This is a genomic window from Microbacterium sp. NPDC055903, assembly GCF_053615555.1.
Genome location: NZ_JBSHCA010000001.1, coordinates 84137 through 103900, shown reverse-complemented (window position 1 = coordinate 103900; position 19764 = coordinate 84137). Strand labels below are relative to the sequence as shown.

Here is a 19764-nt window from a genome sequence, read left to right as displayed (position 1 = left end):
ATCCCGCCGGCCTCCTCTTCTCTTTCTGTCTCACGCTCTGTTCTTCCTGCCACAAGCACTGTCTGAATAGGATCTGACACATGAAGCTCGAACTGCGCGGCATAACGAAGAGGTTCGGCGCACTGACGGCCAACGATCATATAGATCTGACGATCGAGCCGGGGGAGATCCACTGCCTCCTCGGCGAGAACGGCGCCGGCAAGTCGACGCTCATGAACGTCCTCTACGGGCTCTACCAGGCCGATGAGGGAGAGATCCTCCTCGACGACGTGGAGCAGAGCTTCGCGGGCCCCGGCGATGCGATGGCCGCCGGCATCGGCATGGTGCACCAGCATTTCATGCTCATCCCCGTCTTCACCGTGGCCGAGAACGTCATGCTCGGTCACGAGAAGACCTCCTTCGGCGGACGCCTCGATCTGCCGGCCGCACGGCGGATGGTGCGGGAGATCTCCGACCGTTTCGGCTTCGACGTCGATCCGGATGCCGTCGTCGAGGACCTCCCCGTCGGTGTGCAGCAGCGCGTGGAGATCATCAAGGCCCTCTCCCGTGACGCGAAGGTGCTCGTCTTCGACGAGCCGACCGCCGTGCTCACCCCGCAGGAGACGGACGAGCTGATGGCGACCATGCGCCAGCTCAAGAGCGCGGGCACGTCCATCGTCTTCATCACCCACAAGCTCCGTGAGGTCCGCGAGGTGGCGGATCGCATCACCGTCATCCGGCTCGGCAAGGTCGTCGGGGAGGCGTCGCCCACGGCATCCAACGCGGAGCTGGCGTCGCTCATGGTCGGCCGCGCCGTCGAGCTGACCGTGCACAAGGATGCCCCCACACTCGGGGCCGAGTCGCTCATCGTGCACGACCTCACCGTCACCGACCCCTTCGGCACCGTGCTCGTCGATGATGTGTCGTTCTCGGTGCGCGGCGGAGAGGTCCTGGCGATCGTCGGCGTGCAGGGCAACGGCCAGACCGAGCTCACCGAGGCCATCGTCGGTCTTCAGCCCCGTGTCACGGGCAGCGTGAACCTGAACGGGCAGGAGCTCGTCGGGCGCTCCGTCAGAGAGATCCTCGACGACGGTGTCGGGTTCGTCCCCGAGGACCGCAGCGTCGACGGGCTCATCAAGGAGTTCTCGATCGCCGAGAACCTCATCCTCGACCGGTCCGTCGGCCGTCCCTTCGTCACGGCGGGAACGCTGCGCCTGCAGGCGCTCGACGCCTTCGCCAGGGAGAAGATCGCCGAGTTCGACATCCGCACCCAGGGCCCGACGCAGGCAGCGGGCCGGCTGTCCGGCGGCAACCAGCAGAAGATCGTGCTGGCCAGGGAGCTCAGCCGCGAGCTCACCCTGTTCGTCGCCGCCCAGCCGACGCGCGGCGTCGACGTGGGATCGATCGAGTTCATCCACACCCGCATCATCGCGACGCGCGACTCGGGCATCCCCGTCATCGTGATCTCCACCGAGCTCGACGAGGCGGCAGCCCTGGCCGATCGCATCATGGTCATGTACCGCGGAAAGGTCGTCGGCATCGTTCCGGGGGACACCCCGCGCGAGCGACTCGGTCTGATGATGGCCGGCATGGCCGAGACCGACCAGAGCACCCCGGCTGAGGAGGCCACGGCATGAGCGCGACCCCCCAGCAGACCGCAGCGGACCTCTCTGCACAGCCCTCCCGCTGGCACGACGCCTGGCGACGGGTGGTGATGGGCAACGGCCTCATCTCCGTGCTCTCCGTGATCCTGGCCCTCATCGCCGGCTCCATCATGATCGCCTTCACCGATCCTGAGGTGCAGCGCACCGCGGGGTACTTCTTCGCGCGACCCGGTGACATGCTGGCCGCGGTCTGGGACGCGATCGCCGGCGCCTACGTCGCCCTCTTCCAGGGGGCGATCTACAACTTCCGCGTCGACGGGTTCGCCGCGGGCATCAAGCCGCTCACCGAGACCCTGAAGTTCGCCACCCCGCTCATCGCGGCCGGCCTCGGCGTCGGCCTCGCGTTCCGCGCCGGGCTGTTCAACATCGGCGGTCAGGGGCAGATGCTGATGGCAGCCGCCGCGGCCGGTGCCGTCGCGACGAAGCTGAGCATGCCATGGCCGCTGCACATGCTCGCCGCGATCGTCGCCGGTATGGTCGCGGCCGCGATCTGGGCGGGCATCGCCGGCCTGCTGAAGGCCCGCACCGGCGCGCACGAGGTGATCGTCACGATCATGCTCAATCACATCGCGTTCTACCTGCTCGCATGGATGCTGGCGACGCCGGGGATCCTGCAGGCGCCTGGATCGAGCAACCCGAAGACGGCCGCGATGCCGGATTCGGCCATCCTCCCCGGCATCCTCGGGCCGCAGTACAACCTGCACGCCGGCTTCATCCTGGCGCTCATCGGGGTCGCCTTCACCTGGTGGCTCCTGGAGCGGTCCAGCCTCGGATTCCGCTTCCGCGCGGTGGGGGAGAACCCCGCTGCGGCGAAGGTCGCCGGCATCGGCGTCGGCAAGATGTACTTCCTCGTGATGCTCATCGCAGGAGCGCTGGTCGGCATCGCGGGTGTCAGCCAGATGCTCGGCACCGTGACCAGCGGCTTCGGCGACAACATCGACGCCGGAATCGGCTTCGACGCGATCACGGTCGCCCTGCTCGGCCGGTCGACGCCGCTGGGCATTCTCGGCGCCGGAATCCTCTTCGGCGCCTTCAAGGCCGGCGGGTTCAACATGCAGGCCTCCGAGAACGTGCCGATCGAGATCGTGCTCGTCGTGCAGTCGCTCATCGTGCTGTTCATCGCGGCACCGCCGCTGGTGCGCGCGATCTTCGGGCTCCCGCAGCCCGGCGCCCGCAAGAAGCCCAAGAAGAAGCGCAAGAGCCCCGCTCAGATCGTCGAGGAGGTGTCCGCATGACCATCACCGCAGAAACCGTCGTCAGCGACGAGCAGCGTCACGTCGCCATCACGTCCTGGAAGGCGCCGATCATCTTCGGCGTCGTCACGGTGCTCTTCGCCCTGCTCCCGCTGCTGGCGCCGCGAGAGGGCGCCAGCACGTTCCGCCTGGTCGCCTCCGGCGACGCGGCGATCCCGCTCCCCGACCTGATCCTCCCCGCCAACGCCACCGCGTGGTGCGCCGTGGTCGTGATGGCCGTGCTCGCGGTGCTCGCGGTGCTGAGGGCTCGTGCGGGCCGCAGGCTCCCGCTCTGGGTCACCGTCGTCTACGTCGTCGTGCTGATGGTCGGCTTCCTCGCCTGGGCGTCCGCCGGCGGAACGCTGCCGATGATCGGCCTTCTCGGCGGCGCGCTTGCGCTGGCGACCCCGCTCATCTTCGGTGCGCTGGGCGGTGTGATCGGCGAGCGCGTCGGTGTCGTGAACATTGCGATCGAGGCCCAGCTGCTCGCCGGGGCGTTCCTGGCGGCTCTGGTCAGCTCGGCGACGGGCAGCGCCTGGGCTGGCCTCGTGGCCGCCATGGTCGCCGGTGTGCTCGTCGCGCTGGTGCTCGCGGTCTTCGCGATCACCTACTACGTCAACCAGGTGATCGTCGGCGTCGTGCTCAACGTGCTCGTCGCGGGCCTGACCACGTTCCTCTACCGGCAGGTGCTCAACCCCAACGCGGCGGAGCTGAACTCTCCCGAGCTGTTCCGGGTGCTGCCGATCCCGGTGCTGAGCGAGATCCCTGTCCTCGGCCCCGTGCTGTTCCGCCAGACGATCATCGTGTACCTCATGTACGTGACGGTGTTCCTCGTCTGGTACGGCCTGTACCGCACCCGCTGGGGCCTCCGGCTCAGGGCGGTCGGCGAGCACCCGCAGGCCGCCGACACCGTCGGTATCAAGGTCGCGGCCACCCGATACTGGAACGTCATGCTCGCCGGTGCCATCGCGGGCATGGGCGGTGCGTTCTACACGCTCGTCACCAACCCGCAGTTCGGCAGGGAGATGACGGCCGGGGCGGGCTTCATCGCCCTCGCAGCCGTGATCTTCGGCAAGTGGGATCCCATCAAGGCCACCCTCGCGGCGCTGCTGTTCGGCTTCGCCTCCAACCTGCAGGGCGTGCTGAGCGTGATCGGATCTCCCGTGCCCAGCCAGTTCATGCTCATGCTGCCGTACGTCGTGACGATCTTCGCCGTCGCCGGTCTCGTCGGGCGCTCGCGTCCGCCTGCGGCGTCCGGCGAGCCGTACATCAAGAGCTGAGGACTCTCATGACAGACATCGATTGGGACGAGTTGCGCGCGGTCGCGACCGACGCCATGACGAAGGCGTACGCGCCGTACTCCCGCTACCGGGTGGGGGCCGCCGCCCTCGTGTCGGACGGGCGGCTCGTCGCGGGCTGCAACGTCGAGAACGCCTCCTACGGGGTCACGCTGTGCGCGGAGTGCGCTCTGGTGGGCGATCTGCACATGTCCGGAGGCGGCCGGCTCGTCGCGTTCGTGTGCGTGAACAACGACGGCGAGACGATCATGCCGTGCGGCCGGTGCCGTCAGCTGCTCTTCGAGCACGCGATGCCGGGGATGCTGCTGGAGACGGTCTCCGGCATCCGCACGATCGACGAAGTGCTGCCCGATGCGTTCGGGCCGAGTGCCCTTCGACAGGCTCAGGAACCGAGGGGAGACGGACGATGAGGGTCGAGCCCTTCGATGCGGTGGACGTCATCCGCGCCAAGCGCGACGGCAGAGCCGTTCCCGAGCAGGCGCTGCGGTGGATGGTCGATGCATACACCCGCGGCTACGTCTCCGATGCGCAGATGGCGTCGTTCGCGATGGCCGTCTTCCAGCGCGGCATGGAGCGCGACGAGATCAGGGTGCTCACGGACGCGATGATCGCGTCGGGGGAGCGGATGAGCTTCGCCTCGCTCGGCAAGAAGACGGTCGACAAGCACTCCACGGGTGGCGTCGGCGACAAGATCACGCTTCCGCTCGCCCCGCTCGTCGCCGTGTTCGGCGTCGCGGTGCCGCAGCTCTCAGGGCGCGGCCTCGGGCACACCGGTGGCACGCTGGACAAGCTCGAGTCCATCCCCGGCTGGCGCGCGGCGCTCAGCAACGAGGAGATGTTCGCCCAGATGCAGTCCGACGTCGGTGCTGTCATCTGCGCCGCCGGCTCCGGACTCGCTCCCGCGGACAAGAAGCTCTACGCGCTCCGCGACGTCACCGGTACCGTGGAGGCGATCCCGCTGATCGCCTCCAGCATCATGTCGAAGAAGATCGCCGAGGGAACCGACGCGCTCGTGCTGGACGTGAAGTTCGGCTCCGGTGCGTTCATGCAGGACATCGATCGTGCGCGTGAACTGGCAAGGACCATGGTCGCACTCGGTACGGATTCTGGCGTCGCGACCACGGCGCTGCTCACGGACATGAACGTGCCCCTTGGACTCGCCATCGGGAACGCGAACGAGGTGCGGGAGTCGGTGGAGGTGCTCGCCGGAGGCGGCCCCGCCGACGTGCGCGAGCTGACCGTGGCCCTGGCCAGGGAGATGCTCGCCCTGGCTGGACAGCCGGATGCCGATGTCGAGCACGCCCTTGACGACGGACGCGCGATGGACGCCTGGAAGGCGATGATCCGCGCGCAGGACGGCGATCCCGACGCCGCGCTCCCGACGGCGAAGGAGACCCACGTCATCACGGCTCCGGCCGACGGCGTGGTCACGCGGATGGACGCCCTGCCCTTCGGCATCGCGGCCTGGCGTCTCGGTGCTGGCCGGGCGCGGGCCGAGGATCCCGTCATCCATGCGGCCGGCATCGATCTGCACACGAAGCCGGGCGATCGGGTGACGGCCGGTCAGGCGCTGTTCACGCTGTCGGCCGATGATGCGGCGCGGTTCCCTCGCGCGGTGCAGGCGCTCGAGGGCTCGTGGGAGATCGGCGACGTCGCCCCGGAGCGGGGTAGCCTCGTCCGCGAGCGCATCACCGCGTAGGCTGTGAGTCGCTCCCTCGCCCCCTGATCCCGAGAGGTCCCCATGTCGATCGAACCGACCGACGACGCCGCCGTCCAGGGCGTCTCCATCCGGAGCCTCCCGAAGGTGTCGCTGCACGATCATCTCGACGGCGCCGTGCGCCCTTCGACCATCGTCGAGCTGGCGGATGCCGCGGGCCTCGCCCTGCCGGAGTCCGACCCGCGCCGGCTGGGCGACTGGTTCCAGAAGCAGAGCGACTCCGGATCGCTCGTCGAGTACCTGAAGACCTTCGACGTGACTCTCGGCGTCATGCAGACCGCCGAGCAGCTCACGAGGGTCGCGAAGGAGTTCGTCGAGGACTTGGCCGAGGACGGCGTGATCTACGGCGAGGTGCGCTGGGCGCCGGAGCAGCACCTGACCGCCGGGCTGAGCCTCGCCGAAGCCGTCGACGCCGTCCAGCAGGGCATCGAGGAGGGTGAGGACGCCGCCGACCGCTCGGGGCGCAGCATCCGTGTCGGCCAGTTGCTGAGCGCGATGAGTCACACGGGCAGGGCGAGGGAGATCGCCGAACTCGCGGTCGACTTCCGCGGACGCGGCGTCGTCGGCTTCGATGTGGCGGGCCCCGAGGAGGGCTTCCCCGCGTCCCTGCACCGTGAGGCCTTCGACTTCCTGGCGGAGAGCTTCTTCCCGGTCACCGTCCACGCGGGCGAGGCAGCGGGGCTGGCCTCCATCCGCTCCGCGCTCATCGACGGCCGCGCGCTCCGCCTCGGGCACGGCGTCCGCATCGCGAGCGACCTCCAGGTCGTCAGCCGCGAAGGCGACGAGGTCCAGGTGCAGTTCGGCGAGCTGGCCCGCTGGGTGCGCGATCGTGAGATCCCCCTCGAGCTGTCCCCGTCGTCCAACCTGCAGACCGGCGCGATCGCCGCGTGGGGCGAGGAGATCGCCGACCACCCGTTCGATCTGCTCTACCAGCTCGGCTTCGCGGTCACGGTGAACGTCGACAACCGCACGATGAGCCGCACATCGCTGACGCGCGAGCTCGCACTTCTCGTGGATGCCTTCGGCTACGACCTGGACGACCTGGAGACCTTCCAGTTCAACGCGGCCGCGGCATCCTTCCTCCCTGTCGAGGAGCGCGAGGAGCTCGTGGAGATGATCGCCGAGGGCTTCGAGGACTGAGCGTGGGGGTCTTCATCGCGGGCCCCGCATCCTGGAACAGCATCGTGCTGCTCGACCGGCTCCCTGAGCCGGTGCCGCACATGCAGTTCGCACAGGCCTCCTGGTCGACGGTGGGCGGGACGAGCGCGGGAAAGGCGCTCAGCCTGACCGGGCTCGGTCGGGACGCGATCCTGTACGCGAGGAGCGCGGAGGACGAGGACGGGCTTCGCGTGCGCCGGGTGCTCGCCGAGGCAGGCGTGCAGGCGCGCTGGTCGGAGAGCTCCGTCACCGAGCGCCATCTCAACCTCATGACGGCATCGGGGGAGCGGGTCTCCCTGTACCTCTCCGCGCCGGATGCTGCCGACGCGCGCGATGACGACGAGCTTCTGATCGCGATGAGCGCGGCCGACGCCCTTGTGCTGGATCTCGCCGCGGAGTCGCTGCGGCTGCTTCCGCTCGCCGCGGCGACCGGTGTGCCGATCTGGGTGGATGTGCACGACTACGACGGTTCGGCGCCGTTCCATCGGCCATTCCTCGACGCCGCCGATGCGGTCTTCTGTAACGCCGATCGCCTGGATGATCCCGTGGTCTTCCTGCGAGCGTGCATCGATGCCGGGGCTCGCCTGGCGGTGTGCACCCTGGGCGCAGACGGCGCCGTCGCCATCGATGCGGACGGCGCCGAGCACCGGGTGGCCGCCGTTCCCGTCGACGTCGTCGACACGAACGGAGCGGGAGACGCCTTCCTCGCCGGAGTCCTCGATGCACGGCTCTCCGGCATGGACGTTCCTCGGGCGCTCGAGGCAGGCGCGAGATCCGCATCGGCCGCGCTCGGTACGCGCCACCTGCATCCGCTGCTGGACGCCGTGCTCCCGCTCGCCTAGCCGGCGAGGTCTGCGACGAAGCCGTTCAGCAGCTCCGCGACCTGGGCGTGCATCTCCTCGTCGGAGATCGAGGGGGTGCCGTCTCCGGCCTGAGGGCCGTAATCTCCGAAGGATGCGTGCGAGGCGCCGTCGATCTCGACGAGCTCCGCATCGTCCGGAAGCAGGTGCCGTGCCGCGTCGATCTTCGCCGGAGTGGACAGTCCGTCTTCCGATCCCGAGATGCTGAGCACGGCCAGGCCCGAATCCGAGACGTCGCCGGAGCAGTACGAGCCGAAGAGCAGCAGGGCGTCGGCGTCGGCGGCGAGCTGGCAGGCCCGCACACCGCCGAGCGAGTGGCCACCCACGATCCAGGTGTCGATGTCGGGCGCCGCAGAGGTGAAGGCGTCGAGGCCGCGCAGATCGAAGAAGGCCAGGTTCAACCAGGGACGTGTGATCACGACGGTGACGTCGTCTTCGGCGACGACCTCCTGCAGGATCGCGGCATACGCCCAGGGGTCCACTTTCGCCCCCGGCACGAAGACGAGTCCCACCTCGGACTCGCCGTCGGCAGGGGAGAGGACGATCCCCTGATCGGCATCCGCGATCGAGATCTGGGCGTTGTCCTGCACGGTGGCGAGCGGCTCCGGCTCCGCCGCCATGACGCCGACCTGGCTCCAGATCAGGATGCCGCCGACGGCGAGCACGATGATGGCGCCGATGGCGCCCAGGACCCAGCCGACGACGCGGCGTCCACGCTTCTTCTGCACTCGCTCAGGCTAATCGACGGCTCCTGAACGGATGCCGTCGATCGGGCCACGTCATGGCGCGGCGACGACCTGCGGATGGGTCCGCAGATACGCCTCGAACGCCTCGGCCGTCGTCATCGACGGCATGCAGCCGAACTCATCGATCAGACGACGGTTGTCGAGGACTGGACGGTACCTCAGGAAGGGAACCTTCTCGGGGCCGTGCGGCGTCAGCCGGAGCGCTCGTCCGATCGCCAAAGCGGCTGTGAGGGCCCAGGCGGGCAGCACGAGCTGCGGCTTGCCGAGCCGTGCGGCGATCTCGGCGACCGTCATCCGACCGGATCCGGCGACGTTGTAGATGCCGGCGGGACCGTCGGTCGCCGCGCGCACCATGACGGCGGCCACGTCGTCCACCCACACGAAGACGAACGGGGAGTCGGACCCGGCGATGCGCAGGATCCGCCGACCGTCCCAGAGCGCGGTGATCTGATTGCGCACGTCGGGTCCGAGGATCGTTCCGATGCGCAGGACCACCTGCTCGAGTGCCGGGTGCGCGGTCCGATATTGGGCGAGCATCTCCTCGACGAGTCGCTTGTGACGCGCATAGCCGAAGGCATCGTTGCCCCGCAGCGGCTGCGTTTCGTCGATCCACTCCGGGTTGTCCGCGTGGTAGCCGTACGCCGCACCGGAGCTGGAGACGACGATCCTCGTCACTCCGGCATCCACGCACGCCCTCAGCACGTTCGCCGTGCCCGTGACGTCCACCCGGTACTCCTGCTCGACATCATGACCGGGGTTCACGATGGCGGCGAGATGCACGACGGTGTCTATCCGGTGCTCACGCAGGATAGGTGCGATCGACGCCTCCTCGGTGATGTCGAGTCGCGCGAAGACGACGCCGTCGATGCTCACCGGGCGCAGGTCGGCCGCGACGACGAGGTCGACGTCTGCGCGACGGGAGAGGGCAGCGGCGACATGCGAGCCGAGGAATCCGGCACCGCCGGTGATCAGGATGCGTGTCATGACGCCTCCGCCGCGGCCCGCGCCGTCGCGTCGCCCGAGGGCGACCCCGTGCGCCTTCTGGTGTGCCGCGCCCAGAGGCCGGCGACGACGAGACCGGCCACGATGTCCCAGATGCCCCACCAGCCCGCGACGATCGCCATGCCGCCGAGGCCGCCGAAGAAGGTGAACACGATGCCGAGGCCCAGTCCTGCGTTGCGGATGCCGACCTCGAACGTCATCGCCTTGCGCTCCCTGGTGCCGAGACCTCCGAGCACCGCCGTGCCGTAGCCCAGCGCGAGCGCCGTCGCATCGTGCAGCGTCACCACGAGCACGACGATGCCGAGCACCGAGACGAACACCGCCCAGTTGCCGATGAGGGCGGCGAGGATGAAGCCGACGAGGGCGATGAGGCTGAACCACTTCACATACGGCTGCGCTGCGGCGGCCACGCGGGGGAGCCTCGCCCGGACGAGAAGTCCCACGGCGAAGGGCAGACCGATGATGAGGACGATCTCCAGCAGCATCTTCCCCGGGTCGAGGGCGACCTCCTCCAGGAGGGTGCGCGCGGTCGGATGCAGCGATCCCCAGAAGGCGATGCTCAGCGGCATAGCGACGATGTAGAGGAGGTTGCCCACCGCGGTCAGCGAGACGGAGAGGGCGACGTTGCCCCCGGAGCGGTGCGTGAGCACCTGCGAGATGTTGCCCGGCGGGCAGCACGCCACCAGGATCATGCCGAGCGCCATGGAGGGCGTCACCGGCAGGACGAGCGTCAGCGCGAAGGTGACCACGGGCAGGAGGAGCAGCTGGGCGAGGATCGCGATGACGAAGGGCTTGGGATGCTTCGCCACGATGCGGAAGTCGCTGGGCGCGGTGTCGAGGGCGATGCCGAGCATGATGAGGCCGAGCACGACGTTGAGGATGGTGAGCGTGCCGGGGGTGAAGCTCAGGACGACGTCGTCGACGTTCATGCCGTCGCCTCCAGACCGCGTCGTTCATCGCGCAGCGCCCCGCGGTAGGCGTCCTTGTTCACGTAGTAGGACATCCGGTCAAGGCCCAGGTAGCGGTAGCCGCCGGTGAGGTCGGGCCACGGCGCGCGCGACACGCGCTCGCGGAACCGTGCCGCGCGGTGCGGAGCGCGCTCGACGGCGGCCAGGTAGCTCGCCAGGAGCTCGGCCTGCTCGTAGCGGCCCTGCCAGCCGATCCCCGAGGCCTCGATCATCCCCATCACGTAGAGGCCGTTGAAGGCGGCGGGGAACATGTTCAGGAACAGCCGTGGTGCAGCTCCCCGCCACGACAGGTGCTCCCTGTCGACGAAGGGGTAGTCGAGGGTGTAGCCGGTGGCGAGCAGGACGAGGTCGTACTCGCCATCGGTGCCGTCTGCGAATCGCACCGTGCGTCCGTCGAACCGCGAGACGTCCGCGCGGACCCGCAGGTCTCCCTGGCCGAGGTGGTTCAGCACCATGGTGTTGACGATCGGGTGCGATTCATAGATGCGGTAGTCGGGCTTCGGGAAGCCGAAGCGCACCGGGTCGCCGGTGAAGAGCCGCAGGACGCGGCTGTCGATGGCCTGCTTCACGCGGGCGGGGAGCGGACGCCCCTGGTTGAGCGTGTCGCTGGGGCGTCCGAAGAGGTACCGGGGCACGAAGTAGTACCCGCGCCGGACGCTCATGTCGACGGAGGCCGCGTGATGCACGGCGTCCACGGCGATGTCGCAGCCCGAGTTGCCCGCGCCGATGATGAGCACGCGCTTCCCTTCGAGCATCCGTGCGTCCTTGTAGACGCTGGTGTGCATCACCTCGCCGTCGAACTCACCGGGGAAAGCCGGCACGTGCGGCTCCGCGAGGGTGCCGTTGGCGAGGACGACGCCGTCGTAGAAGGCGCTGATCTCCTCGTCCGCCGTCTGTGCGATGAGCCGCCACCCGCCGTCCTCGGGTTCGAGGCGCGTGACCCTGGTCTCGAATCGGAACAGCCCGATCAGGCCGAAGTGCTCGGCGAACGCCTGGAAATACTCCCTCAGCACCCGATGGCTCGGATAGTCGGCGTCGGAGTCCATCGGGAACTCGGCGAACTGCGTCGTCGTCCGCGAGGAGATGAGGTGCGCGGACTCGTACATCGTGCTGCGCGGATTGGTGATGTCCCAGAGGCCGCCGACGCCGTGCGAGGCCTCGTAGCCGACGACGTCGATGCCCTGCTTCTGCAGCGCCCTGGCGGCCGCCAGCCCGGATGGTCCCGCGCCGATCACGGCGTACTTCTTCATACTGCTCCCCGCACGACGGTGTGCTCGATGTGTGCCCCCGCACCGATCGTAGCCGCACAGGTGCGCTCAGCCGAGCAGCATCCGCCTCCGAGCCTCGACGGCGTCGCGCACGGCGGTGAACAGCGGATGCGTCGGCTCGAGCCCCGTGACGGATGCTGTGAAGGCATCCGGTTCCTCGGACCTCAGCCGGCTCTGCAGCTCGACCGACTGCTCGTCCGCCGGATCGTCGAAGGCCAGCGCCGCGGACATCGCCGTGACCAGCGCGGCGGTGGGCAGGCCGCGCTCTGCGGCTTCCGCGGCCGGGCCGACGAAGCGCTCGTGTCGGGAGAGCTTGCGCAGCGGCTGCCGACCGACGCGCTGGACCGTGTCGACGAGCTCGGGATTGCGGAAGCGCTCCAGGATGGTGGCGCGGTACGCCGCGAGCTCGGCGGGGTCCAGGCCGTGCACGGCGCTCAGCATCGCCGAGGTCTCCTCCAGCGCAGCGCCGACCGACGCGGCGACCGTGGGGTCTGCGAGGGCGTCGGAGATCCGCTCGTGACCTGCGGCGGCGCCGAGATACGCCGTCGCGGCGTGGCCGGTGTTGACGGTGAAGAGCTTGCGCTCGATGTACGGGGCGAGATCGTCCACGAAGTGCGCACCCGGGATGTGCGGCACATCCTCGCCGAAGGGCGGCCGCTCGATCGCCCACTCGAAATAGGGCTCGACGGTGACGTCGATCCCTGAACCCTCCGGCTGGGCCGGCACGATGCGATCCACGGCCGTGTTGGCGAAGCGGGCGCGTGCGGTGACGGCATCCGCGTCGGCTCCGGCGATGCGCTCGATCTCGGCGCGGAGCTGGTCGGTCGCGCCGATCGCGTTCTCGCAGGCCATCACCGCCAGCGGCGCGGCATCCGGTGATCGCTCGGCGAGGCCGGCGGCGATCACCGGTGCGATGAAGCGCAGCACCGTCGGGCCGACCGCGCAGGTGACGACATCGGCCGTCGCCACCTCCGCGATCACCGCATCGGGATCGACCCGGCTGTTCACGGCCCTGAAACCGGTGACGACGTGGTCGACGCCGCCGGGGCCCGCCTCGTGGACGGTGTACTCGGATGCCGCGTCGAGGGCGTCCACCAGGGCGTCGGCGACGTCGGAGAACACGACCTCGTAGCCGCCCTCGTGCAGCAGCAGCCCCACGAAGCCTCGCCCGATGTTGCCGGCGCCGAAGTGGACGGCCTTCATCCTTCGTTCACCTCCGAGAGCAGTGCGAACAGCTCGTCCGGCGTCTGCGCTGCGGCGAGCTTCGCGACGTCGTCCTCGTCGGAGAACAGGATCGCGATGCGGGAGAGGATCTCCAGGTGCTCGTCGCCGACCCCGGCGATGCCGATCACGAAGCTCACCGGGTCGCCTGCCCAGTCGACGCCGCCGTCGTAGCGCACAACCGAGAGCGCCGAGGCGAGGATGGCGTCCTTCGCATCGTTCGTGCCGTGCGGGATGGCGAGCGAGTTGCCCATGTAGGTGGACACGGTCTCCTCGCGCTGACGCATGGCGTCCACGTACGCGGGGGTCACGGCCCCGGCGGCGACGAGGATGTCGGTCGCCTCCTGCAGAGCCTGTTCCCGCGTGGCGGCGCCTGCGTGGATGCGGACCTGGCCGAGGGTGAGAACGCCCATCATGATTCCTTTCGCTGGTCGGCGACTGTCTGCACGACCTCGTCGTACTTCGGCGAGTTCATGAAGTTGTCCACCGAGACATGGATCGAGTTCGGCGACTGCGCCTTGGCGCGGTCGGTGAGCTGCTGCTGGGTGATGACGAGATCGGCCGTGCCGTCCAGGTTCGCGATGGCCTGGTTGGTGACCGTGACGCCCTCGACCCCGGCCTTCTTGAACTTGTTGCGCAGCACGCTCGCGCCCATGGCGGAGGAGCCCATCCCGGCGTCGCAGGCGAAGACGATGTTCGCGATGCGGCGGTCGGTGGCCACGGATGCGGCCCCCGAAGCAGCGGCGGCGGAGGCCGCCAGGCCGGAGAGATGCGCGGATTCCTTGCCCTTGTTCGCCGCGGTCTGCGCGATGGCCGCGCCGAACGAGTCCGATTCGGCCTCGAGGTCGCGCTTGCGGGAAGCGCGGAGGATGACGGCGGTGATGAGGAAGGTCACGGCGGCGGCGATGACGACCGAGAGATAGACGACCAGCAGGTTGCCGACTCCGGGGCCGACAGCGGCAGCCGTCACCGCGATGATGCTGCCTGGTGCAGCCGGGAACCCGAGGCCGCCGCCGAGCAGCATGTTCGTCGCCACACCGGAGGCGCCTCCGGCGATGAGGGCGAGGATCGTGCTCGGCTTGCTGAGCGCGTAGGGGAAGTAGATCTCGTGGATGCCGCCGAAGAACTGGATGATCGCCGCACCAGGCGCGGAGGCCTTGGCCGCACCGACGCCGAAGAACGTGAACGCGAGGAGCAGCCCGACGCCGGGGCCGGGGTTCGCCTCGATGAGGAACAGGATGGACTTGCCCGTCTCCGTCGCCTGCTCGATGCCGAGCGGGGTGAACACGCCGTGGTTGATCGCGTTGTTCAGGAAGAGGACCTTGGCGGGCTCCACGATGATGGAGACGATGGGCAGCAGTTGCAGCGAGACGAGCCAGTCGACAGCGGCCCCCAGCACGGTGCTGATCCCCAGCATGACCGGTCCGAAGGCGAAGAAGCCTGCGATGGCCAGGAGCATTCCCAGAATGCCCGCGGAGAAGTTGTTCACGAGCATCTCGAACCCGGGGCGGATCTTCCCGTCCCAGAGGCGGTCCATCTGCTTGGTGATCCAGGCGGCGAGCGGCCCCATGATCATCGCACCGAGGAACATCGGGATGTCGGTGCCGACGATGACGCCCATCGTCGCGATCGTCGCGACGACGCCACCGCGCTCGGCGTAGACGAGACGGCCGGCCGTGTTCGCGATCAGCAGCGGCAGCAGGTACGTGACCATCGCCCCCACGAGGCCCACGTACCCCTGGTAGGTGCCCTCGTCGCCCTGGGTGAGCGCGGTCAGCGCACCAGGCCAGCCGATCGCGTCGGCGTCCCCTCCGCCGCCGATGATCTCGGCGACCGGATACCAGTGCCAGTTGAACGGGCTCTTCGCGCCGAAGAAGCCGGCGGGGATGAAGAGCATCGTGATGAAGCCCCACGCGATGAACGCGGCGATGTTGGGCATGATCATGCCGGAGAGGAAGGTGCCGAGGCGTTGCACGCCCACTCTGAGGGCGCCTGGTGCGGCGGTGGGTGACGTCGTCGTCATGATGTCGTCTCTTTCTGGTGAGGGGTCGATGCCGCGACGGCATCGGCCACGGCGGTGCGTGCGCCGGCGGCGTCATCCGCCGCCAGCGCGATCTCGGCGAGGCGGCGGGCCGCCTCGAGGGTCTGCTTGGAGAGCGCCTGCCTGACATCGGCGAGTGCTGCAGGCGCCATCGAGAGGCTCGTGGCTCCGAGGCCGACAAGCACCACGGCGAGCAGCGGGTCGGCGGCCGCCTCGCCGCAGATGCCGACCGGCTTCCCTGCTGCGGCTCCGGCGCTGCCCACTTCGGCGACGAGGCGGAGCACGGCGGGGTGCCACGGGTCCTGGAAGCCGGCGACCGAGCCGAGCAGCCGATCCGCTGCCATCGTGTACTGGGTGAGGTCGTTCGTGCCGATCGAGGCGAAGTCGGCATACCGGAACACCCGGTCGGCGAGCAGTGCGCTGGAGGGGACCTCCACCATCACCCCCGCCGTCTTCAGACCGTACTCGCGAGCGAGGTCGGTGAAGTACTTCGTCTCCTCGACGGTGGCCACCATCGGCGCCATCACCCAGAGGTCGGCATCGGTCGCGGCATCCGCCTCGGCGAGCGCCGTGAGCTGCTCGCGGAGGATGTCCTCGCTCGCGCGCAGCGCCCGCAGCCCCCGCAGGCCGAGGGCCGGGTTCTCCTCGTGCGCGTCGTTCAGGAACGCCAGCGGCTTGTCTGCGCCGGCGTCGAGCATCCGCACCACCACCTTCTTGCCGCCGAAGGCGGAGAGGAGCTGCTGATACGCCTCACGCTGCTGGGCAACGGTCGGGGCCTGGGATGCCGAGAGGAACAGGAACTCGGTGCGGAAGAGCCCGACGCCCTCGGCTCCCCGCGTGACGGCATCGGCTGCGTCTGCGGGCTTCCCCAGATTCGCCAGCAGAGCGATCGGTGTTCCGTCGGCGAGGGCGCCGGGAGAAGGGGGGAGCGCGTGCGCACTCTGACGGTCGGCGGCACGCTGAGCGGCACGATCCAACTCGTCGGCGCTCGGATCGCGGGTGATCGTGCCCGCGGCGGCATCGACGATCACGCTCTCGCCGTCGACGAGAGCGGCCGCCTCCGCGGCCCCCACGATCGCGACGATGCCCTTCTCCCGCGCGAGGATCGCGGTATGCGACGTCGGGCCACCGTCGATCGTGATCAGCGCCCTGACCTGATCCAGATCCAGCAGGGCGGTGTCGGCAGGAGCGAGGTCGCGCGCCACCAGGACGAAGGGATGCCCGGGTTCCGGCACCCCAGGGGCAGCGACGCCGCGCAGACGCGCGAGGACGCGCTGGGCGATGTCGTCGAGATCGGCAGCGCGCTCGCCGAGGTAACCGCCGACGGCCTCCAGCGTCGCCTTGAAACCGGCGAAGGCGTCGTGGACGCTCCACTCGGCGGTGGCGCCGCCGTCGATCCTGGTGTCGACCTCGTCGAGCAGCGTCGGATCCTCGGCGATCATGGCCTGGGCCTCGAGAACCTCCTGCGCCGCTCCGCCCGCCTTCTCGCCGCGGGCTGTCAGCTCCGCGGCGACGATGCCGATCGCCTCGCGCACCCTGCCACGCTCGGCATCGGCGCCGAGCGCACTGGGGGAGTCCGACGGCGCGGGCAGCGCCTCGGCCATCCGGATCACAGGGCCCTGGGCGATGTCCCGGCCGATGCCGACTCCGCGCAGGATGCTCATCTCGGTCACTGCTCGTCGTGGTCGGTCGTGAGCAGCTCGGACAGCGTGTCGAGGGTGTTCTCGGCGCCGTCGCCCTCCGCGGTGAGCGTCACGTAGTCGCCGTGCTCGACGCCGAGCGCGATGACGCCGAGGATGCTGGCGGCGTTGACGGGCTTTCCGGCATCCTTCGCGATGGTCACGGGGATGCCGGCTTCCTTCGCCGCCTGGGCGAACAGCTTCGCGGGGCGGGCGTGCAGCCCGTGCGAGGATCCGATGCGGACGGTACGGGTCACTGCGGTCATGATGTGCCTTTCTCGGAGAGCGGATCGGAGGGGGACAGCGCACCGATCGCGAGCGCGAGCGCGCGGTCGCCCTCGCGATCGGTGAAGATGTCGGTGGGCAGGGGGATCGTGAGGACGCCCGCGGCGCGACGGATGCCATCGAGCCGGTCCGCCAAATGCGGTCCGACCATGATCAGGTCGACCTGCTGCGTGGCGACCGTCTGCTCGGTGCCGGCGACGGCATCCCAGTCGAGGCCCGCGGCCATGGCCGCGCGGCGCAGGCGCTGCGCGACGAACGTGCTCGACGCGCCGGCGCCGCACACCACGAGGATCCTCATCGATTCCGCCCTTCCGATCTCCATTCTGGGAACGGGCTGTGAACGGTGCCACCAGGATCCTTTCCGCCCCTGCGGAATCCCGCATTCCGCCCGCCATGGCGGTGGAACTGACATCATGAGGGTGCAGGAGGCAACGTCGTCGGAGAAGGGGAGGGATCATGTCGCGTCAGCGCCAGGACCAGCTCCTGTCGGCCCTGCTCCGCCGCGACGGCTGGGTGACGGCGGCGAGCCTGGCCGATCAACTGGGCGTCACTCCGCGCAGCATCCGCTCCTATGTCGTCGCACTCAACGCCAGGGTGCCCACCGGTGACGCGGTGGAGTCCGGAACGGCCGGCTACCGCTCGGGCAGCACGGCGCGGACCGCCCTCCGTGCGCGCGAGAGCGCCGACTCGGCGCCGCGCGACAGATTGCACACGCTCGTCCGGCTCCTGATCGACGCGCACAACGGCATCGACGTCTACGAGACCGCTGATCGGCTGCACGTCAGCGAGGCGACCGTCGAGGCGGACCTCAGCAGAGTCCGAAGCCTCCTCGGCGGCACGGAGCTCACTCTGGAACGCGACCGGGAGATCGTCCGCCTGGCCGGGGCGGAGGGCGCGAGGCGGCGTCTGCTGAGCCGCCTCGCCCATGACGAGATGGATGAGGGCTCCTTCCACCCGGAGACCGTTCGGCGGGCTCTCGCCGGAGCGCGTGTCGCGCCGGATTCGGTGGCCCCTTTCAAGAGCGCGCTCGTGCGCGAGCTCGGCGCACTCGGCTACTACGTGAACGAGCTGGCGATCTCCGACGTGCTCCTGCACATCGCCATCGCCGCGGAGCGGGTCGCGTCGGGCCATGCGCTGGAGGCGCCATCCGCCGCGACGGGGGAGATCGCCGAGGTGGCCGCGGTCATCGCACGCCTCGCCGCCGAGCACTTCGCCGTCACTCTCGGAGAGGGGGACAGCGGGCATCTCGCGACGCTGGTGCTCACGAGGGTCGTCGCGCCCGGCCAGGATCCATCCGGCGACATCGCGCGCAGCGGAGTGGATGCCGGGGTCGAGGCCGCGGTGCGTGCCGAGCTCACCCGTGCAGCGGACGAGTATCAGGTCGACCTCCTCGACGACGCCTTCGTCCTTCGCCTGAGCCTGCACGTGCAGAACCTGCTGCGGCGCGCGCAGGAGCAGGCCTTCACGCGCAACCCGCTCACGCGGTCGCTGAAGACCGCGTACCCGATGATCTTCGAGGTCGCTGTCTCGATCGCCAGCGGGCTCCATGACCGTCTGGGCACCCCCGTGCACGACGATGAGATCGCCTATATCGCCATGCACGTCGGCGGACGGCTCGAACGCAGCCGGAAGGCCGAGACCATTCTCAGCGCGACCATCGTCTGCCCGGGGTACTACGAGCTCCACGAGCTGCTCCGATCGCGCGTCGATCGTTCCCTCGGCAGCGCGATCGAAGTCACGAGCGTCGTGACCAGCGTCGATCCGGACTGGTCGGCCTTCCGCACGGACTTGGTGCTGTCCACCATCGAGCCTGGCTCTTCGGGAGACCGCTTCGTGCGCATCCAGCCGTTCCTCACCGACGCGGACGTCGAGCGCGTTCAGGTCGCCGCCGGCCGACTGCGCCGAGCGCGACGTCTCGCCCGGCTGCGCGAAGAGCTCGCGCGCTACTTCGACGCCTCCGCGTTCCTCCATCCGCTCCCGGACGTCGGTGAGGAGGAGGCCATCCGCCTCCTCGGCGGGATGCTGATGCAGGGGGGACTCATCGACGAGACGTACGTCGATAACACCATCGCCCGCGAACGGATGTCGTCCACCGCCTTCACCGACGCCCTCGCCGTTCCCCACGCCCTGCAGATGACGGCTCGCCGGACAGCCATCGCGATCGGCGTCGCGGACGGCTCGATCGCCTGGGGCGACTCCCGCGTGCAGGTCGTCGCGCTCGCCGCGTTCAGCGAGGGCGACCGCGCGGCCTTCCAGACGGTGTTCGAGCAGCTCGTGGAGGTGTTCAGCGAAAGCGACAGCGTGCAGCGGATCGTGCGGCGCGGCTCGTCCTTCGAGACCTTCCTCGACGAGCTCGTCGCCGTCATCGACGGCTGAGCGGCTCCGCAGGCGGGGCGAGGACGCCGACCATGGTGTCGAGCACCCGGTCGGCGCCCACGGCGTCCGCCGTCGCCAGCACGACCTCCTCGCCCTCTCCGAGGCCGAGATCCATCACGGCCAGGATGCTGGAGAGGTCTACGACCGCCCCTGCCGAGGTCGCCAGCGTGACCGGAGCGCCGTGCGCGATGGCCAGCCGGGCGAGCTCGGCGACGGGGCGGGCGTGCGCGCCGTTGTGGGCGCTGATCCTGACGCGGCGACTCGGCATGA

19 protein-coding genes are annotated in these 19764 nt (G+C 69.4%); 8 read left to right on the top strand and 11 right to left on the bottom strand.

Going from position 1 to position 19764, the window contains the following annotated elements:
* The first annotated feature begins 80 nt into the window (after window positions 1–80).
* Genes ACWGJP_RS00510 through ACWGJP_RS00480 form a run of 7 tightly spaced genes read left to right on the top strand, consistent with a single transcriptional unit; the run spans window position 81 to window position 7890 of the window.
* Window positions 81–1616 (top strand): ABC transporter ATP-binding protein, encoded by a 1536-nt coding sequence (locus ACWGJP_RS00510; RefSeq protein ID WP_452327790.1) that lies wholly within the window; start codon window positions 81–83, stop codon window positions 1614–1616.
* Window positions 1613–2878: an ABC transporter permease gene (locus ACWGJP_RS00505; protein WP_452327789.1), complete on the top strand. Its 1266-nt coding sequence runs from the start codon at window positions 1613–1615 to the stop codon at window positions 2876–2878. Before ACWGJP_RS00510 ends, ACWGJP_RS00505 begins: the two co-directional genes overlap by 4 nt.
* Window positions 2875–4155, top strand: a complete 1281-nt coding sequence (locus ACWGJP_RS00500; protein WP_452327788.1) for an ABC transporter permease — start codon at window positions 2875–2877, stop codon at window positions 4153–4155. Before ACWGJP_RS00505 ends, ACWGJP_RS00500 begins: the two co-directional genes overlap by 4 nt.
* 8 nt (window positions 4156–4163) lie before the next feature.
* Window positions 4164–4583 carry a cytidine deaminase gene (locus tag ACWGJP_RS00495; protein ID WP_452327787.1) on the top strand — a complete coding sequence of 140 codons (420 nt, stop codon included), beginning with the start codon at window positions 4164–4166 and terminating at the stop codon, window positions 4581–4583.
* Window positions 4580–5872 (top strand): thymidine phosphorylase, encoded by a 1293-nt coding sequence (locus tag ACWGJP_RS00490; RefSeq protein ID WP_452327786.1) that lies wholly within the window; start codon window positions 4580–4582, stop codon window positions 5870–5872. The genes ACWGJP_RS00495 and ACWGJP_RS00490 overlap by 4 nt, the downstream gene beginning before the upstream one ends.
* A 42-nt stretch (window positions 5873–5914) precedes the next feature.
* Window positions 5915–7030: an adenosine deaminase gene (locus ACWGJP_RS00485; RefSeq protein WP_452327785.1), complete on the top strand. Its 1116-nt coding sequence runs from the start codon at window positions 5915–5917 to the stop codon at window positions 7028–7030.
* Window positions 7031–7032: 2 nt separating this feature from the next.
* Window positions 7033–7890, top strand: a complete 858-nt coding sequence (locus tag ACWGJP_RS00480; protein ID WP_452327784.1) for a carbohydrate kinase family protein — start codon at window positions 7033–7035, stop codon at window positions 7888–7890.
* Here the strand turns inward: ACWGJP_RS00480 and ACWGJP_RS00475 are convergent.
* The 10 genes from ACWGJP_RS00475 to ACWGJP_RS00430 form a co-directional block, all read right to left on the bottom strand.
* A complete protein-coding gene (locus tag ACWGJP_RS00475; RefSeq protein WP_452327783.1) occupies window positions 7887–8636 on the bottom strand; it encodes an alpha/beta hydrolase in 750 nt (249 codons plus the stop codon). The genes ACWGJP_RS00480 and ACWGJP_RS00475 overlap by 4 nt on opposite strands.
* Before the next feature lie 51 nt (window positions 8637–8687).
* A complete protein-coding gene (locus tag ACWGJP_RS00470; protein WP_452327782.1) occupies window positions 8688–9638 on the bottom strand; it encodes an SDR family oxidoreductase in 951 nt (316 codons plus the stop codon).
* Window positions 9635–10585 (bottom strand): bile acid:sodium symporter family protein, encoded by a 951-nt coding sequence (locus ACWGJP_RS00465; RefSeq protein ID WP_452327781.1) that lies wholly within the window; start codon window positions 10583–10585, stop codon window positions 9635–9637. The genes ACWGJP_RS00470 and ACWGJP_RS00465 overlap by 4 nt, the downstream gene beginning before the upstream one ends.
* Entirely contained in the window at window positions 10582–11874 is a 1293-nt protein-coding gene (locus ACWGJP_RS00460) for a flavin-containing monooxygenase (RefSeq protein WP_452327780.1), read from the bottom strand. The genes ACWGJP_RS00465 and ACWGJP_RS00460 overlap by 4 nt, the downstream gene beginning before the upstream one ends.
* 66 nt (window positions 11875–11940) lie before the next feature.
* Window positions 11941–13095 carry a mannitol-1-phosphate 5-dehydrogenase gene (locus ACWGJP_RS00455; RefSeq protein WP_452327779.1) on the bottom strand — a complete coding sequence of 385 codons (1155 nt, stop codon included), beginning with the start codon at window positions 13093–13095 and terminating at the stop codon, window positions 11941–11943.
* Window positions 13092–13526: a PTS sugar transporter subunit IIA gene (locus ACWGJP_RS00450; protein WP_452327778.1), complete on the bottom strand. Its 435-nt coding sequence runs from the start codon at window positions 13524–13526 to the stop codon at window positions 13092–13094. The genes ACWGJP_RS00455 and ACWGJP_RS00450 overlap by 4 nt, the downstream gene beginning before the upstream one ends.
* Window positions 13526–15136, bottom strand: a complete 1611-nt coding sequence (locus ACWGJP_RS00445; protein WP_452327777.1) for a PTS mannitol transporter subunit IICB — start codon at window positions 15134–15136, stop codon at window positions 13526–13528. Before ACWGJP_RS00445 ends, ACWGJP_RS00450 begins: the two co-directional genes overlap by 1 nt.
* Complete coding sequence (gene ptsP, locus ACWGJP_RS00440) at window positions 15133–16818, bottom strand: phosphoenolpyruvate--protein phosphotransferase (protein ID WP_452327776.1); 1686 nt, start codon at window positions 16816–16818, stop codon at window positions 15133–15135. Before ptsP ends, ACWGJP_RS00445 begins: the two co-directional genes overlap by 4 nt.
* Window positions 16819–16823: 5 nt before the next feature.
* Window positions 16824–17099: an HPr family phosphocarrier protein gene (locus tag ACWGJP_RS00435; protein ID WP_452327775.1), complete on the bottom strand. Its 276-nt coding sequence runs from the start codon at window positions 17097–17099 to the stop codon at window positions 16824–16826.
* Entirely contained in the window at window positions 17096–17416 is a 321-nt protein-coding gene (locus tag ACWGJP_RS00430) for a PTS sugar transporter subunit IIB (protein ID WP_452327774.1), read from the bottom strand. Before ACWGJP_RS00430 ends, ACWGJP_RS00435 begins: the two co-directional genes overlap by 4 nt.
* A 158-nt stretch (window positions 17417–17574) precedes the next feature.
* Here ACWGJP_RS00430 and ACWGJP_RS00425 point away from each other — a divergent pair, with 158 nt between their 5' ends.
* The gene (locus tag ACWGJP_RS00425) at window positions 17575–19494 is read left to right on the top strand and encodes a BglG family transcription antiterminator (RefSeq protein ID WP_452327773.1); all 1920 of its coding nucleotides are present in this window, start codon (window positions 17575–17577) and stop codon (window positions 19492–19494) included.
* Here the strand turns inward: ACWGJP_RS00425 and ACWGJP_RS00420 are convergent.
* Entirely contained in the window at window positions 19481–19762 is a 282-nt protein-coding gene (locus ACWGJP_RS00420; RefSeq protein WP_452327772.1) for an HPr family phosphocarrier protein, read from the bottom strand. The genes ACWGJP_RS00425 and ACWGJP_RS00420 overlap by 14 nt on opposite strands.
* Between the last annotated feature and the right edge of the window lie 2 nt (window positions 19763–19764).

Coding starts and splice junctions, on each gene's coding strand:
- ACWGJP_RS00510 (WP_452327790.1), top strand. CDS start 81: ATGAAGCTCGAACTGCGCGGCATAACGAAGAGGTTCGGCGCACTGACG.
- ACWGJP_RS00495 (WP_452327787.1), top strand. CDS start 4,164: ATGACAGACATCGATTGGGACGAGTTGCGCGCGGTCGCGACCGACGCC.
- ACWGJP_RS00420 (WP_452327772.1), bottom strand. CDS start 19,762: ATGCCGAGTCGCCGCGTCAGGATCAGCGCCCACAACGGCGCGCACGCC.
- ACWGJP_RS00450 (WP_452327778.1), bottom strand. CDS start 13,526: ATGGGCGTTCTCACCCTCGGCCAGGTCCGCATCCACGCAGGCGCCGCC.
- ACWGJP_RS00465 (WP_452327781.1), bottom strand. CDS start 10,585: ATGAACGTCGACGACGTCGTCCTGAGCTTCACCCCCGGCACGCTCACC.
- ptsP (WP_452327776.1), bottom strand. CDS start 16,818: ATGAGCATCCTGCGCGGAGTCGGCATCGGCCGGGACATCGCCCAGGGC.
- ACWGJP_RS00505 (WP_452327789.1), top strand. CDS start 1,613: ATGAGCGCGACCCCCCAGCAGACCGCAGCGGACCTCTCTGCACAGCCC.
- ACWGJP_RS00430 (WP_452327774.1), bottom strand. CDS start 17,416: ATGAGGATCCTCGTGGTGTGCGGCGCCGGCGCGTCGAGCACGTTCGTC.
- ACWGJP_RS00460 (WP_452327780.1), bottom strand. CDS start 11,874: ATGAAGAAGTACGCCGTGATCGGCGCGGGACCATCCGGGCTGGCGGCC.
- ACWGJP_RS00500 (WP_452327788.1), top strand. CDS start 2,875: ATGACCATCACCGCAGAAACCGTCGTCAGCGACGAGCAGCGTCACGTC.
- ACWGJP_RS00455 (WP_452327779.1), bottom strand. CDS start 13,095: ATGAAGGCCGTCCACTTCGGCGCCGGCAACATCGGGCGAGGCTTCGTG.
- ACWGJP_RS00445 (WP_452327777.1), bottom strand. CDS start 15,136: ATGACGACGACGTCACCCACCGCCGCACCAGGCGCCCTCAGAGTGGGC.
- ACWGJP_RS00435 (WP_452327775.1), bottom strand. CDS start 17,099: ATGACCGCAGTGACCCGTACCGTCCGCATCGGATCCTCGCACGGGCTG.
- ACWGJP_RS00425 (WP_452327773.1), top strand. CDS start 17,575: ATGTCGCGTCAGCGCCAGGACCAGCTCCTGTCGGCCCTGCTCCGCCGC.
- ACWGJP_RS00485 (WP_452327785.1), top strand. CDS start 5,915: ATGTCGATCGAACCGACCGACGACGCCGCCGTCCAGGGCGTCTCCATC.
- ACWGJP_RS00490 (WP_452327786.1), top strand. CDS start 4,580: ATGAGGGTCGAGCCCTTCGATGCGGTGGACGTCATCCGCGCCAAGCGC.
- ACWGJP_RS00470 (WP_452327782.1), bottom strand. CDS start 9,638: ATGACACGCATCCTGATCACCGGCGGTGCCGGATTCCTCGGCTCGCAT.